Genomic DNA, 15,399 nt, shown 5'->3' on the forward strand with positions numbered 1-15,399 from the left:
GGGTGGTCCGCCGGCCGTGGGAGGAGCACAGTTGAAGTGTGCGCGGGTGGTGGCGGGAGATCAGCGGGCTCGTTCTGCCCGTGTCCTGCGGCGGGTGCGGCAGCGACAGGACGGAGCTGTGCGAGGCGTGCGGCGCGCAGCTGTACGGCGGAGCCCCGCGCCGGGTGCGGCCCTCGCCGGAGCCGTCCGGGCTGCCCGCGGTGCATGCCGCGGCCGGATACGAGGGTGCGGTACGGGCGGTGCTGCTGGCCCACAAGGAGCGCGGCGCGCTCGGTATGGCGCGTCCGCTCGGCAGGGCGCTGGCGGGTGCGGTGAGAGCCGGGGCCGGGCAGTTGCCGGACGGCCGGCCGCTGTTGCTCGTACCCGTACCTTCCGCGCGTCGGGCGGTGGCCGCGCGCGGGCACGATCCGGCGCGGCGGATCGCGCTGGCGGCAGCGGCCGAGCTGCGGCGTACGGGCGTTGCGGCGACGGTGGCCGCGGTGCTGTGTCAGCGGCGGGCGGTCGCCGATCAAGCGGGGCTGACCGCGGCGGAGCGCCGGGCGAACCTGGCGGGTGCCCTGGACGTGGCGGCCGGGGGCGGGCGGTTGCTCACCGCCGGACGAGTGGTGCTGGTGGACGACCTGCTGACCACGGGCGCCACGCTGGCCGAGGCGGCACGCGCTGTCGACGCGGCCCGCGGGGGCGTGCGCGCAGGCGCGACGGGGTGCGACGCGGCCGTCGTCGCGGCGTCTCCGCTGGCCTTCGACGCAGCCTGTCCCGCCGTCCGCGAAATAAACCGGAACTGCGACTGAACTTTCATCGTTGCAGGTAGTGAGTGGGTAAAGAGACCTGAACGGAGGTACGTGCGAGTAGCGGGTGCCGACAACCGTCCGGGCAGGCTATGTTCGGTTGTGAGGAATGGTGAATGCCGGCCCTCGACGAATGCACCACCAGGTTTCGGGCAGGCGACCCACCAGTACTTGAGAAACCGGAAATCCGGTGGGGTGGATGCCTTGCCGGCTGGGGAGGAGGAGGTGGAAGTCACCGAGTCCGCGGCTCCGGCCATCACCGGAGCCTGGTGCAAAAGGGAGATGCTCCGCCGCCGAGCGGAGCGATCCGGGAACGGAGTTCTGCGTGGACATCGTCGTCAAGGGCCGCAAGACCGAGGTGCCCGAGCGGTTCCGCAAGCACGTGGCCGAGAAGCTGAAGCTGGACAAGATCCAGAAGTTCGACGGCAAAGTGATCAGCCTCGACGTGGAGGTGTCCAAGGAGCCGAACCCTCGTCAGGCAGACCGTTCCGACCGGGTGGAGATCACGCTCCGCTCGCGTGGACCGGTCATCAGGGCGGAAGCGGCCGCAGGCGACCCGTACGCAGCGCTGGACCTGGCCACCGGAAAGCTGGAGGCGCGGCTGCGCAAGCAGCACGACAAGCGCTACAGCCGCCGGGGTTCAGGACGCATTCCCGCTGCCGAGGTCGGTGAGATGGTGCCGGACGCGGCATCGTTCAACGGTGACGGCGAGCTGATCGTCGACGAGACGGCACAGCCCGCACCCACCACCAGGGTCGGCTCGCTGGAGGTACAGGGCGAGGGACCGCTGGTGATGCGCGAGAAGACGCACGTGGCGGCGCCCATGTCGTTGGACCAGGCGCTCTACGAGATGGAGTTGGTCGGACACGACTTCTATCTGTTCGTGGACAGCGAGTCGAAGGAACCGAGTGTCGTCTACCGGCGGCATGCCTACGACTACGGTGTCATCCACCTGAGGACCGACCCGCTGGCCGCCGATGAGGCGGGCGGCGCTGGCGGTGCGCTCGGCGGCTGACGCCCGCCACCCGGCTGTGCCCCTGCGAGCGTCTGTGCGCCCCCAGGGGCACCCGTGTGTCACCGAGAGATCACCGCATTGACGTTCCGGCATGGAATCATGGCGGCCCAGGCCAATCGGTGTTCTGTGGAACGCCGTTGGCGGAGAGTGCGTGAACTTCAGGCCGTGGCCTTCAGGGGGAGGAACGATGGCGGACACCTTCGGGCCCGTGCGCGACGCGAGTGATCCCGGCGACGCCGTGCGCGTCCTCGACGCGGACCGGGACGGCGGCTACCGCAAGGAGCCGATCCGGGTCCTGGTGGTCGACGACCACGCCCTCTTCCGCAGGGGCCTGGAGATCGTCCTCGCGCACGAGGAGGACATCGAGGTCGTCGGCGAGGCCGGGGACGGGGCGGAGGCGGTCGACAAGGCCGCCGATCTGCTGCCCGACATCGTGCTGATGGACGTCCGGATGCCCAGGCGAGGGGGCATCGAGGCATGTACGGCCATCAAGGAGGTGGCCCCCAGCGCGAAGATCATCATGCTGACGATCAGCGATGAGGAGGCCGACCTCTACGAAGCGATCAAGGCCGGAGCGACGGGCTATCTCCTCAAGGAGATCTCCACCGACGAGGTGTCCACCGCGATCCGAGCGGTCGCCGACGGGCAGTCCCAGATCAGCCCTTCCATGGCGTCCAAACTGCTCACCGAGTTCAAGTCGATGATCCAGCGGACCGACGAACGCCGGCTGGTGCCGGTGCCCCGGCTCACCGACCGTGAACTCGAAGTCCTCAAACTGGTCGCCACCGGCATGAACAATCGAGATATCGCGAAGGAACTGTTCATTTCCGAGAACACCGTGAAGAACCACGTCCGCAACATTCTGGAGAAGCTCCAGCTGCACTCCCGGATGGAAGCGGTCGTCTACGCGATGCGGGAGAAGATCCTCGAAATCCGCTGAACCGGGACGACGACCGGCGTGACCCCGCCCGTCAGGCCAGGAGACGGCCGATCTCCGCAGCGAGCGGCCCGCGCAGCTCCGGCGCCTCCACCCGCTCCAGCCTGATGTCCGTGCAGCCGACCCAGGACGCCGCCTCCACCAGGGCCTGCGCCATCGGCACCACCGCCTTCGCGCCCGCCAGGGACACCTGTCGGCCGATCAGCGTGGTCCCCTCGCGGGCCGGGTCGACCCGGCCCTGAAGCTTCCCGCCCGCCAGCAGCGGCATCGCGAAGTAGCCGTGGATCCGCTTCTGCTTGGGTACGTACGCCTCCAGGCGGTGCGTGAAGCCGAAGATCCGCTCGGTGCGCGCCCGCTCCCAGACCAGCGAATCGAAGGGCGACAGCAGCGTGGTCCGGTGCCGTCCGCGCGGTTCGGACGCCAGCGCCGCCGGGTCCGCCCAGGCCGGCTTCGTCCAGCCCTCCACGGTCACCGGCACCAGCCCGGAATCCGCCACCACGGCGTCGAACTGCTCGGCCTTGAGCCGGTGGTAGTCCGCGATGTCCGCCCGTGTGCCCACCCCCAGCGACTGCCCGGCGAGCGCGACCAGCCGGCGCAGGCACTCGGCGTCGTCGAGGCCGTCGTGCAGCACGGCGTCGGGCAGGGCGCGCTCCGCCAGGTCGTAGACCCGCTTCCAGCCGCGCCGCTCCGTGCACACCACCTCGCCGTACATCAGGGCCCGTTCGACGGCGACCTTCGAGGCGGACCAGTCCCACCACTCCCCGCCGTTCTTCGCGCCGCCCAGCTCCGTCGCCGTCAACGGGCCCTCGGCGGTCAGCTGCTTGATCACGTTCTCGTACGCGCCGTCCGGCAGGTCGTGGGACCACTGCGGCCGGGCGCGGTAGGCGCGGCGGCGGAACGCGAAGTGCGGCCACTCCTCGACGGGCAGGATGCACGCCGCGTGCGACCAGTACTCGAAAGCGCGGCCGCCCGACCAGTACGCCTCCTCGACCGGGCGCCGGCCGATCGCGCCCAGGCGCGCGTACGGGATCAGCTCGTGCGAGCGGGCCAGCACCGAGATCGTGTCCAGCTGGACGGCGCCGAGGTGCCGCAGCACTCCGGGCACCCCCGCCCGGCGGTCCGGGGCGCCCAGGAGGCCCTGCGCGCGCAGGGCGATCCTGCGGGCCTGGTCGGCGGAGAGTTCGACTGCGGGTGGCTGCACAGACGTCATGGTCCGCACTTTAGGGGGCGGCACTGACACCGCCCGCCGGTACGTAGGCGACGGTGCCGGGAAGCCCGAGGTCGGCGGGGATCAGCGCGCCCACCCACGTATCGCGGCGCACGCCCTTGTTGAGCAGGGCCGAGCGCTGCTCACCCTCCATGCGGAAGCCCGCACGCAGCGCGACGGCCCGCGACGGGACGTTGCCGATCTCGGCACGCCACTCCAGTCGGTCGCAGCCCAGCGAGGTGAAGGCCCAGCGGGCGGCGCACAGGACGGCCTCGGTCATGTAGCCGCGGCCGCGCCGCTCCTTCGCGGCCCAGAAGCCGATCTCGTACGTGCCCGAAAGGGTCCGGCGGTTGACGCCGAGCGCGCCCACCAGGGCCCCGTCCTCGCGGGTCCGCACGGCGAAGTTGTACATGGAGCCGTCCCGCCAGCCCTCGGGGCACATCCGCTCGGTGAAGAACTCCGCGTCGGAACGGCCGTACGGCGAGGGGACGACGGTCCAGCGCCGGATCTCCGGGTCCTGGCACTCCTCGTACACCGCGTCGGTGTCGTCCGGGGTGAAGGGGCGCAGCAGCAGGCGGTCGGTGGTGAGGGTGATCGGTTCAATCGCTTCCATGAAGGGATTCTGGTGAGGGACCGGCGGCGAAGCGACTACTTTTCCCGCTCCCCGGCACCTTCGGCGGCCTTCGTCCGTTGACTCGGAAGGGCACCGCGGGGAGAACGCGGTGGCAGCCCTCCCGGCGCGGCGGGGTCCTCGCTTACGATGACCGTTGCGGTGGGGCCCACCTGCCGTGCCCGTGCCCGAGTCCATTACACGACCCAGTGCCCAGGCCCGACCGGCAAGGAGACCAGCCTCAGTGTCCGTCTTCAACAAGCTCATGCGTGCAGGCGAAGGCAAGATCCTGCGCAAACTGCACCGCATCGCGGACCAGGTCAGCTCCATCGAAGAGGACTTCGTCAACCTCTCCGACGCCGAGCTGCGGGCGCTCACCGACGAGTACAAGGAACGGTACGCGGACGGCGAGAGCCTGGACGACCTGCTTCCCGAGGCGTTCGCGACCGTCCGCGAGGCGGCCAAGCGCGTCCTCGGCCAGCGCCACTACGACGTCCAGATCATGGGCGGCGCCGCGCTGCACCTCGGATACGTCGCCGAGATGAAGACCGGTGAGGGCAAGACCCTCGTCGGCACCCTGCCCGCGTATCTGAACGCCCTGTCCGGGGACGGCGTTCACCTGATCACGGTGAACGACTACCTCGCCTCGCGCGACTCCGAGATGATGGGCCGGGTCCACAAGTTCCTCGGCCTCTCCGTCGGCTGCATCATCGCCAACATGACGCCGGCCCAGCGCCGCGAGCAGTACGGCTGCGACATCACGTACGGCACGAACAACGAGTTCGGCTTCGACTACCTCCGCGACAACATGGCGTGGTCCAAGGACGAGCTCGTCCAGCGCGGCCACAACTTCGCGATCGTCGACGAGGTCGACTCGATCCTGGTCGACGAGGCCCGTACGCCGCTGATCATCTCCGGCCCGGCCGACCAGGCCACCAAGTGGTACGGCGACTTCGCCAAGCTGGTCACGCGCCTGTCCAAGGGCGAGGCGGGCAACCCGCTCAAGGGCATCGAGGAGACCGGCGACTACGAGGTCGACGAGAAGAAGCGGACCGTGGCGATCCACGAGCCCGGCGTCTCCAAGGTCGAGGACTGGCTCGGCATCGACAACCTGTACGAGTCGGTGAACACCCCCCTCGTCGGGTACCTCAACAACGCGATCAAGGCCAAGGAACTCTTCAAGAAGGACAAGGACTACGTCGTCATCGACGGCGAAGTCATGATCGTCGACGAGCACACCGGCCGTATCCTCGCCGGCCGCCGTTACAACGAGGGCATGCACCAGGCGATCGAGGCGAAGGAAGGGGTGGACATCAAGGACGAGAACCAGACGCTCGCCACGATCACCCTCCAGAACTTCTTCCGCCTCTACGGCAAGCTCTCCGGCATGACCGGTACGGCGATGACCGAGGCCGCCGAGTTCCACCAGATCTACAAGCTGGGCGTCGTGCCGATCCCGACGAACCGGCCGATGCAGCGCGCCGACCAGTCGGACCTGATCTACCGCACCGAGGTCGCGAAGTTCGCCGCCGTCGTCGACGACATCGCCGAGAAGCACGAGAAGGGCCAGCCGATCCTGGTCGGCACGACCTCCGTCGAGAAGTCCGAGTACCTCTCGCAGCAGCTCTCCAAGCGCGGTGTCCAGCACGAGGTGCTCAACGCCAAGCAGCACGACCGGGAGGCGACGATCGTCGCCCAGGCCGGCCGCAAGGGCGCGGTGACCGTCGCGACGAACATGGCCGGACGAGGCACCGACATCAAGCTCGGCGGCAACCCGGACGACCTCGCCGAGGCGGAGCTGCGCCAGCGCGGTCTCGACCCCGTCGAGCACGTCGAGGAGTGGGCGGCAGCGCTGCCCGCCGCGCTGGAGAAGGCCGAGGAGGCCGTGCGGGCGGAGTTCGAGGAGGTCAAGGACCTCGGCGGGCTGTACGTCCTGGGCACCGAGCGGCACGAGTCGCGCCGTATCGACAACCAGCTGCGCGGTCGTTCCGGCCGTCAGGGCGACCCCGGCGAGTCCCGTTTCTACCTGTCGCTCGGTGACGACCTGATGCGGCTTTTCAAGGCGCAGATGGTCGAGCGCGTGATGTCGATGGCCAACGTGCCGGACGACGTGCCGATCGAGAACAAGATGGTCACGAGGGCGATCGCGTCGGCGCAGTCGCAGGTCGAGCAGCAGAACTTCGAGACGCGCAAGAACGTCCTGAAGTACGACGAGGTGCTCAACCGGCAGCGTGAGGTCATCTACGGCGAGCGGCGCCGGGTCCTGGAGGGCGAGGACCTCCAGGAGCAGATCCGCCACTTCATGGACGACACGATCGACGACTACATCCGCCAGGAGACGGCGGAGGGTTTCGCCGAGGAGTGGGACCTCGACCGGCTGTGGGGCGCGTTCAAGCAGCTCTACCCGGTGAAGGTCACGGTCGCCGAGCTGGAGGACGCCGCGGGGGACCTGGCCGGGGTCACCGCCGAGTTCATCGCCGAGTCGGTCAAGGACGACATCCACGAGCAGTACGACGAGCGGGAGAAGACGCTCGGCTCCGAGATCATGCGTGAGCTGGAGCGGCGCGTGGTGCTGTCCGTCCTGGACCGCAAGTGGCGTGAGCACCTCTACGAGATGGACTACCTCCAGGAGGGCATCGGCCTGCGGGCCATGGCGCAGAAGGACCCGCTGGTCGAGTACCAGCGCGAGGGCTTCGACATGTTCAACGCCATGATGGAGGGCATCAAGGAGGAGTCCGTCGGCTACCTGTTCAACCTGGAGGTCCAGGTCGAGCAGCAGGTCGAGGAGGTGCCGGTGCAGGATGCGGAGACCTCGCTGAGCAAGGAGGACGCGGTGCCGGCCGCGCGGCCGGAGATCCGGGCGAAGGGGCTGGACGCTCCGCAGCGGCCGGACCGGCTGCACTTCTCCGCTCCCACGGTCGACGGGGAGGGCGGGGTCGTCGAGGGCGACTTCGCGAACGGGGACGGTGCGGGGGCCGGCGTCGGTGCCGGTGCCGAGTCGGACGGGCTTACTCGGGCGGAGCGGCGCAAGGCGCAGAAGTCCGGGGGTGGGCGGCGGCGTAAGAAGTAGCCGTTCGCGGGTTTTGGCCGGCCGGGGTCGGGTGCCGTTGGGTGCCCGGGTCCGGCCGGCGTTCTTGTGTGGGGGCGGGTGGGGCGTGCGTGCGCCTGCGGCGGGCCTTGTCCCCTGCCCGCCCCTTCCCGAAACCGGGGCTCCGCCCCGGGCCCCGCTCCTCAAGCGCCGGAAGGGCTGGGAACCTGCCGGAGGGCCGGGAATGCGGGGCTGGGGCGGGCGTGGTGGTGGCCCGGGCCCGTCCGGGTACCCGCTGCTCGGGCGCCGGAGGGGCTGGGAGGTGGGAGAGAGGCTGTACGCGGCCTGTGCGCCTCCTTGGCGGACCCCGGGCTCCCTAGGGGGCCCCCGGGCTCCCTAGGGAGCCGGGTTGCTCCGCAGGCCGCACAGCGGGCCCTGGGGCCGCCCCGGCGGTGGGTCCCGGGCCCTCGTGGGTTGCCGCCTCACCGCGTCCGCACCGGAGTGTTGCCCAGTTCCACCGCTGCGCAGCGCCAGCGGAGGTCCGGGCCCTGTTCCAGGCGGAAGGCCATGGCCCGGACTTCCTCGCCCGCGGCGATGCTCGCGCAGGCCTCCACCACGCCGGGGGCCGGCTGGGCGCCTCGGCACATGCGGATGACCGGGCGCGTGCCGCGGGTCCTGAGGGGGGTGGTGGGGGCCAGTTCGGCGAGTTGGTCGTAGGCCTCGCCGATGGTGTGGCCGAGCATCCAGTGGACCGGGCGCTGGCCGCTCAGGACCGCGAGCAGGCGTTCCGCGAACCAGTGATGGGGGCGCAGGCGCCTGGGGGTGCGGTGGCGTTGGGCGGGTACGGCTTCGGGCCTGCGGGCGTCGTGCCGTCCTGCGGGTCGGGTCCTGTTCGTGGTCATCTGTCGCCCCCGTGCTCCAGAGGCCCGGCGTACCGGGCGGTAACTTCTGTTGGGGATCTTCTACGGGGGAGTCGGATTTGTCGCAACTGTCGGAGGCGGGGAGTGGAGCGGCGCGGGATTCACCTGTCCGGGTGGCGGACGGGCGGGGGAGCGGGGCGCGGGCGGGCCGGGCAGGGTGAGTGGGCGGCGCGAGGTGGACGGGGGACGAGCCATGGGCGTAACCCCAAAGGGGGATGCCGCACGTATCCTGAGGGCGTCCCCGACTACGAAAGCGGCCGAGCCCATGCGCGTGTACGTACCCCTGACCCTCGCCGGTCTCGCAGCCGCGCACCGGACCGGCGAACTGGGCCCCGGCCCCCTTACCGCCTACGCCGTCACCCCGGCGCTGCGCGAGTGGTACGTCTCCGACGACATCGAGGAGCTGGAGTACGCGGCGCTCAACCGGGCCGCGTCCGCCTCGCTGCGGCTGATCGCCGGGGATCCGCAGGCGGCCCGGCGGCGGGTCGTCGTCGCCGTGGACGTCGCGGACGGTGCCGCGGTCGCCGACCCGGACCACATCCTGGACGCCTCCTCGCTCGGCGAGGTCACGATCGCCTCCGCCGTCCCGCTGGCCAAGGCCGCCGCGGTGCACGTCGACTCCGACGACGCGGACGAGGACGTCACCGCCGCGGCGGCCGCGCTCGGGGCCGCGGACCTCGGGGACGACGACGCGCAGTTCACCGTCGACGGGGCCGAGGACCACGAGCTGCTGTGGTTCGGGGTGCAGGAGATCCCCGGCCTGATCGGGTAAGGCCCTGGGGGCCGGTTGTCAGTGGGGGAGAGTACGTTCTTGGGCATGGGGATCGCACCGGGAGACCACCGCACGCATCTGGTCTGGGACTGGAACGGCACGCTGCTCGACGACAACACCGCCGTCGTCGGCGCGACCAACGCCGCCTTCGGCGAGGTCGGCCTGGCCCCGATCACGGTGGAGCAGTACCGGGAGATGTACTGCATCCCGATACCCCGCTTCTACGAGCGGCTGATGGGCCGGCTCCCCACCGACGCCGAGTGGGAGCGGATGGACGGTGTCTTCCACCGCCACTACACCGAGCAGCGTGACGCCTGCGGGCTGACCGCGGGTGCCGCCGAGCTGCTCGCCCAGTGGCAGCTGACGGGGCGCAGCCAGTCGATCATGAGCATGTACCGGCACGAGGAGCTGCTCCCCGTCGTACGGGGGTTCGGCATCGAGCGGCACTTCGTCCGCGTCGATGGGCGCACCGGGCCCTCCGGCGGCAGCAAGTCGGAGTACATGGCGCGGCATCTCGCGGCCATGGAGGCGATATCCCCGCACCGCACGGTCGTCATAGGCGACGCGGTGGACGATGCCGTGGCCGCCGCCCACGCCGGCGCCAAGGCCGTTCTCTACACGGGCGGCTCGCACAGCCGTGCCAGTCTGGAGAAGGCCGGTGTGCCCGTCGTGGACAGCCTGACCGAGGCCATCACGCTCGCCGAGCAGCTCACCCGGTAGTCGAGGGAAGCTCAGCCCGCCGCGGGCACCATGTCCAGAGTGTCAAATTCCGCGGCCTTCTTTTGTACACATCCGGATCGTGACGGTCACCGGTGCGGGCGAGATAGCCTGGACCCCGTGATCAGCGCGATATGCCTCGGGGGCATCGAAGCCCCCGGCCCGCGCCCGGAGCGCCATCGTGCCCGGGCTGCCTCGGCTGATCCCTCCCGCCCGGACCGGCAGCTGAAGTTGGCCGATACGGTCCCGGCGATCTCTCATCACGGCATAGCGTCGACCCAGACCGGAAACCCCGCGTCGTGGCGTTACGCCGACCTTTTCACCTACGTCACGCAACGGCGCGCGACAGGAGCCAGAGGACATGCAGACCAAGCTGGACGAAGCCAAGGCCGAGCTGCTCGCACGGGCCGCCAAGGTAGCTGACAACAGCCCGGGCGGTGGTGTCGGCGGGCCGGGCGGTGCCCCCCGGGTGCACGTCGCGGCCGCCGGGGCCGACGGCTCGACGGGGGCAGGGCAGGAGCGCTCGCGCCAGGACGTCCTGCTCTCCTACCTCCAGCGCTACTACCGGCACACCGCCCCCGAGGACATCGAGGGCCGGGACCCGGTCGACGTGTTCGGCGCCGCCTCCTCGCACTACCGGCTGGCCGAGGAGCGCCCCCAGGGCAAGGCGAACGTCCGGGTGCACACCCCGACCGTCGAGGAGAACGGCTGGACGTGCAGCCACTCCGTGGTCGAGGTCGTCACCGACGACATGCCGTTCCTGGTCGACTCCGTCACCAACGAGCTCTCCCGCCAGGGCCGCGGCATCCACGTCGTGATCCACCCGCAGGTCGTCGTCCGCCGCGACGTGACCGGCAAGCTGGTCGAGGTCCTCACCGACGGCACCGGCCGGGACAGCGGCAAGGGGGGCAGGAACACCCAGGCGGACCTGCCGCACGACGCGCTCGTCGAGTCCTGGATCCACGTCGAGATCGACCGTGAGACCGATCGCGCCGACCTCAAGCAGATCCAGAGCGACCTGCTGCGCGTCCTGTCCGACGTACGGGAGACCGTCGAGGACTGGGAGAAGATGCGCGACGCGGCCCTGCGCATCGCCGACGACCTGCCCGGCGAACCGCTCGACGACCTCGCCGACGACGAGGTCAACGAGGCCAGGGAGCTGCTCCGCTGGCTCGCCGCCGACCACTTCACCTTCCTCGGCTACCGCGAGTACGAGCTGCGGGACAGCGACTCGCTGGCCGCCGTCCCCGGCACCGGCCTCGGCATCCTGCGCTCCGACCCGCACCACACCGAGGACGAGGCGCACCCGGTCAGCCCCTCCTTCGACCGGCTGCCCGCCGACGCCCGCGCCAAGGCCCGCGAGCACAAGCTCCTCGTGCTGACCAAGGCCAACAGCCGGGCCACCGTGCACCGCCCCAGCTACCTCGACTACGTCGGCGTGAAGAAGTTCGACGCCGAGGGCAACGTCATCGGTGAGCGCCGCTTCCTCGGCCTGTTCTCCTCCGCCGCGTACACCGAGTCCGTGCGCCGGGTCCCCGTCATCCGCCGCAAGGTCGCCGAGGTGCTGGAGGGCGCCGGGTTCACGCCCAACAGCCACGACGGCCGCGACCTGCTCCAGATCCTGGAGACCTACCCCCGCGACGAGCTGTTCCAGACGCCCGTCGACCAGCTGCGCTCCGTCGTCACCTCGGTGCTCTACCTCCAGGAGCGCCGCCGGCTGCGGCTCTACCTGCGCCAGGACGAGTACGGCCGCTACTACTCCGCGATCGTCTACCTGCCGCGCGACCGCTACACAACCGGCGTGCGGCTGCGGCTGATCGACATCCTCAAGGAGGAACTGAACGGCACCAGTGTCGACTTCACGGCCTGGAACACCGAGTCGATCCTCTCCCGCCTGCACTTCGTCGTCCGCGTCGCGCCCGGCAGCGAGCTGCCCAGCCTCACCGACGCCGAGGCCGACCGCATCGAGGCCCGCCTCGTCGAGGCCGCCCGTTCCTGGGCCGACGGCTTCCAGGAGGCGCTGAACGCCGAGCTCGGCGAGGAACGCGCCGCCGAACTGCTGCGCAAGTACGGGCACTCCTTCCCCGAGGGCTACAAGGCCGACCACTCCGCGCGCGCCGCCGTGGCCGACCTGGTCCACCTCGAAGCCCTCAAGGAGAACGAGCGGGACTTCTCCCTCAGCCTCTACGAGCCCGTCGGCGCCGCCCCCGGCGAGCGCCGCTTCAAGATCTACCGCACCGGTGAGCAGGTCTCCCTGTCCGCCGTGCTGCCCGCCCTCCAGCGGCTCGGCGTCGAGGTCGTCGACGAGCGCCCGTACGAGCTGCGCTGCGCCGACCGTACGCACGCCTGGATCTACGACTTCGGGCTCCGGATGCCGATGGCCAACGCCGGCGGCGGCTACCTGGCCGACGGCGCGCGCGAGCGCTTCCAGGAGGCCTTCGCCGCGGTGTGGACCGGCGAGGCGGAGAACGACGGCTTCAACGCGCTCGTGCTGAGCGCCGGCCTCGACTGGCGCCAGGCCATGGTGCTGCGCGCCTACGCCAAGTACCTGCGCCAGGCCGGTTCGACGTTCAGCCAGGACTACATGGAGTCCACCCTCCAGAACAACGTCCACACCACCCGGCTGCTCGTCTCGCTCTTCGAGGCCCGGATGTCGCCGGGCCGCCAGAGCGCGGGCACGGAGCTGACCGACGGGCTCCTCGAAGAGCTCGACGGGGCCCTCGACCAGGTCGCCTCGCTGGACGAGGACCGCATCCTGCGCTCCTTCCTCACCGTCATCAAGGCCACCCTGCGCACCAACTTCTTCCAGCACGCGGACGACGGCGAGCCGCACGCGTACGTCTCGATGAAGTTCGACCCGCAGTCCATCCCGGACCTGCCCGCGCCCCGGCCCGCGTTCGAGATCTGGGTCTACTCGCCGCGTGTGGAGGGCGTCCACCTGCGCTTCGGCAAGGTCGCCCGCGGTGGTCTGCGCTGGTCGGACCGGCGCGAGGACTTCCGTACCGAGATCCTCGGCCTGGTCAAGGCGCAGATGGTGAAGAACACCGTCATCGTGCCGGTCGGCGCCAAGGGCGGCTTCGTCGCCAAGCAGCTGCCCGACCCCTCCGTGGACCGGGACGCGTGGATGGCCGAGGGGATCGCCGCCTACCGCACCTTCATCTCGGCGCTGCTCGACATCACCGACAACATGGTGGCCGGCGAGGTCGTGCCGCCCAAGGACGTCGTCCGCCACGACGAGGACGACACCTACCTCGTCGTCGCCGCCGACAAGGGCACCGCGAAGTTCTCCGACATCGCCAACGAGGTGGCCGTCGCGTACGGCTTCTGGCTCGGGGACGCGTTCGCCTCCGGCGGTTCGGCGGGCTACGACCACAAGGGCATGGGCATCACCGCCCGCGGCGCCTGGGAGTCCGTCAAGCGGCACTTCCGCGAGCTGGGCCACGACACCCAGACCGAGGACTTCACGGTCGTCGGCGTCGGCGACATGTCCGGTGACGTCTTCGGCAACGGCATGCTGCTCTCCGAGCACATCCGGCTCGTGGCCGCGTTCGACCACCGGCACATCTTCATCGACCCGAACCCGGACGCGGCCACCTCGTACGCCGAGCGGCGCCGCCTGTACGACCTGCCGCGCAGCTCCTGGGCCGACTACGACAAGGAGCTGATCTCCGCGGGCGGCGGCGTCCACCCGCGCAGCGCCAAGTCGATCCCGGTCAACTCCCACATGCGCGAGGCACTGGGCATCGAGGCCGGCGTCGGCAAGATGACGCCCGCCGAGCTGATGCAGGCCATCCTCAAGGCCCCCGTCGACCTCGTGTGGAACGGCGGCATCGGCACGTACATCAAGTCCACCGCCGAGTCAAACGCGGACGTCGGCGACAAGGCGAACGACGCGATCCGGGTCAACGGCGCGGACCTGCGCGCCAAGGTCGTCGGCGAGGGCGGCAACCTCGGTGCCACCCAGCTCGGCCGGATCGAGTTCGCCCGGGACGGCGGCCGGATCAACACCGACGCGATCGACAACAGCGCCGGTGTGGACACCTCCGACCACGAGGTGAACATCAAGATCCTGCTCAACGGGCTCGTGCGGGACGGCGACATGACCGTCAAGCAGCGCAACAAGCTGCTCGCCGAGATGACCGACGAGATCGGCCACCTGGTGCTGCGCAACAACTACGCGCAGAACACGGCCCTCGCCAACTCGGTCGCCCAGGCGCCCTCCCTGCTCCACGCCCAGCAGCGCTTCATGCGCCGGCTCGGCCGCGACGGGTACCTCGACCGGGCGCTGGAGTTCCTGCCCACCGACCGGCAGGTCCGCGAGCTGCTGAGCGCCGGCAAGGGGCTCACCCAGCCCGAGCTGGCCGTGCTGCTCGCCTACACGAAGATCACGGCGGCGCAGGAGCTGATCGGGACCAGCCTGCCGGACGATCCGCACCTGCAGAAGCTGCTGCACGCCTACTTCCCGGAGCAGCTGCGCACGCGCTACTCCGAAGCGGTCGACGGGCACGCCCTGCGGCGCGAGATCATCACCACGGTGCTGGTCAACGACACGGTCAACAGCGGTGGTTCGACCTTCCTGCACCGGCTCCGGGAGGAGACCGGCGCCTCCATCGAGGAGATCGTGCGCGCGCAGTTCGCGGCCCGCGAGATCTTCGGGCTCGGCGAGGTCTGGGACGCGGTGGAGGCCCTCGACAACGAGGTCGCCGCCGATGTCCAGACCCGGATCCGGCTGCACTCGCGCCGGCTCGTCGAGCGGGGTTCGCGCTGGCTGCTGGGGAACCGGCCGCAGCCGCTGGCGATCTCCGAGACGGTCGACTTCTTCCGCGAGGGCGTCGAGCAGGTCTGGGACGCGCTGCCCAAGATGCTGAAGGGCGCCGACCAGGAGTGGTACCAGGGCATCCTGGACGAGCTGACCGAGGCGGGTGTCCCGGACGAGCTGGCGCAGCGCGTCGCCGGCTTCTCCTCCGTCTTCCCCGCGCTCGACGTCGTGGCGATCGCGGACCGTACGGGCAAGGAGCCGCTGGCCGTCGCCGAGGTGTACTACGACCTCGCGGACCGGCTGGGGATCACGCAGCTCATGGACCGGATCATCGAGCTGCCTCGGGCCGACCGGTGGCAGTCCATGGCCCGGGCGTCCATCCGCGAGGACCTGTACGCGGCGCATGCGGCGCTGACGGGCGACGTGCTGAGTGCGGGCAACGGGTCTTCGTCCCCGCAGGAGCGGTTCGAGGCGTGGGAGGAGAAGAACGCGGCGATTCTGGCTCGGTCGCGGTCGACGCTGGAGGAGATCCGGGGGTCGGACGCGTTTGATCTGGCGAATCTGTCTGTGGCGATGCGGACTATGCGGACGTTGTTGCGTACGCACGTCTAGGCTGCGCCGCGGGTGGGGTGGGCGGCCGCGGGTG

The 15,399-nt window shown here is 70.4% G+C and carries 10 protein-coding genes; 7 read left to right on the plus strand and 3 right to left on the minus strand.

What is annotated here, in order from left to right; all coding sequences use genetic code 11:
- Nucleotides 1–38: 38 nt before the first annotated feature.
- From BLW14_RS19830 to BLW14_RS19840, 3 genes are all read left to right on the plus strand, one after another.
- Complete coding sequence (locus BLW14_RS19830; RefSeq protein ID WP_093708578.1) at nt 39–791, plus strand: ComF family protein; 753 nt, start codon at nt 39–41, stop codon at nt 789–791.
- A 322-nt stretch (nt 792–1,113) separates the two neighbouring features.
- Nucleotides 1,114–1,803, plus strand: a complete 690-nt coding sequence (hpf, locus tag BLW14_RS19835) for a ribosome hibernation-promoting factor, HPF/YfiA family (protein WP_093708579.1) — start codon at nt 1,114–1,116, stop codon at nt 1,801–1,803.
- A gap of 187 nt (nt 1,804–1,990) precedes the next feature.
- A complete protein-coding gene (locus BLW14_RS19840) occupies nt 1,991–2,743 on the plus strand; it encodes a response regulator (protein WP_093708580.1) in 753 nt (250 codons plus the stop codon).
- A gap of 31 nt (nt 2,744–2,774) precedes the next feature.
- Here the strand turns inward: BLW14_RS19840 and BLW14_RS19845 are convergent, their stop codons facing one another.
- Nucleotides 2,775–3,950, minus strand: a complete 1,176-nt coding sequence (locus tag BLW14_RS19845; RefSeq protein WP_093710788.1) for a winged helix-turn-helix domain-containing protein — start codon at nt 3,948–3,950, stop codon at nt 2,775–2,777.
- A gap of 10 nt (nt 3,951–3,960) precedes the next feature.
- Nucleotides 3,961–4,551 carry a GNAT family N-acetyltransferase gene (locus BLW14_RS19850; RefSeq protein WP_093710787.1) on the minus strand — a complete coding sequence of 197 codons (591 nt, stop codon included), beginning with the start codon at nt 4,549–4,551 and terminating at the stop codon, nt 3,961–3,963.
- Nucleotides 4,552–4,801: 250 nt separating this feature from the next.
- Here BLW14_RS19850 and secA point away from each other — a divergent pair, with 250 nt between their 5' ends.
- Entirely contained in the window at nt 4,802–7,627 is a 2,826-nt protein-coding gene (gene secA / locus BLW14_RS19855) for a preprotein translocase subunit SecA (RefSeq protein ID WP_093708581.1), read from the plus strand.
- A 440-nt stretch (nt 7,628–8,067) separates the two neighbouring features.
- On the opposite strand, the gene BLW14_RS19860 is transcribed toward secA, so the two are convergent.
- A complete protein-coding gene (locus BLW14_RS19860) occupies nt 8,068–8,487 on the minus strand; it encodes an Rv3235 family protein (RefSeq protein ID WP_093708582.1) in 420 nt (139 codons plus the stop codon).
- Between the two features lie 283 nt (nt 8,488–8,770).
- On the opposite strand from BLW14_RS19860, the gene BLW14_RS19865 reads away from it, so the two are divergent.
- From BLW14_RS19865 to BLW14_RS19875, 3 genes are all read left to right on the plus strand, one after another.
- Nucleotides 8,771–9,277, plus strand: a complete 507-nt coding sequence (locus tag BLW14_RS19865; RefSeq protein WP_093708583.1) for a DUF6912 family protein — start codon at nt 8,771–8,773, stop codon at nt 9,275–9,277.
- A gap of 45 nt (nt 9,278–9,322) precedes the next feature.
- Nucleotides 9,323–9,997, plus strand: a complete 675-nt coding sequence (locus BLW14_RS19870) for an HAD family hydrolase (RefSeq protein ID WP_093708584.1) — start codon at nt 9,323–9,325, stop codon at nt 9,995–9,997.
- Nucleotides 9,998–10,355: 358 nt separating this feature from the next.
- Nucleotides 10,356–15,365: an NAD-glutamate dehydrogenase gene (locus BLW14_RS19875; RefSeq protein WP_093708585.1), complete on the plus strand. Its 5,010-nt coding sequence runs from the start codon at nt 10,356–10,358 to the stop codon at nt 15,363–15,365.
- Nucleotides 15,366–15,399: the final 34 nt, after the last annotated feature.

The organism is Streptomyces sp. 2131.1, from assembly GCF_900105515.1.
Lineage (GTDB): Bacteria > Actinomycetota > Actinomycetes > Streptomycetales > Streptomycetaceae > Streptomyces > Streptomyces drozdowiczii.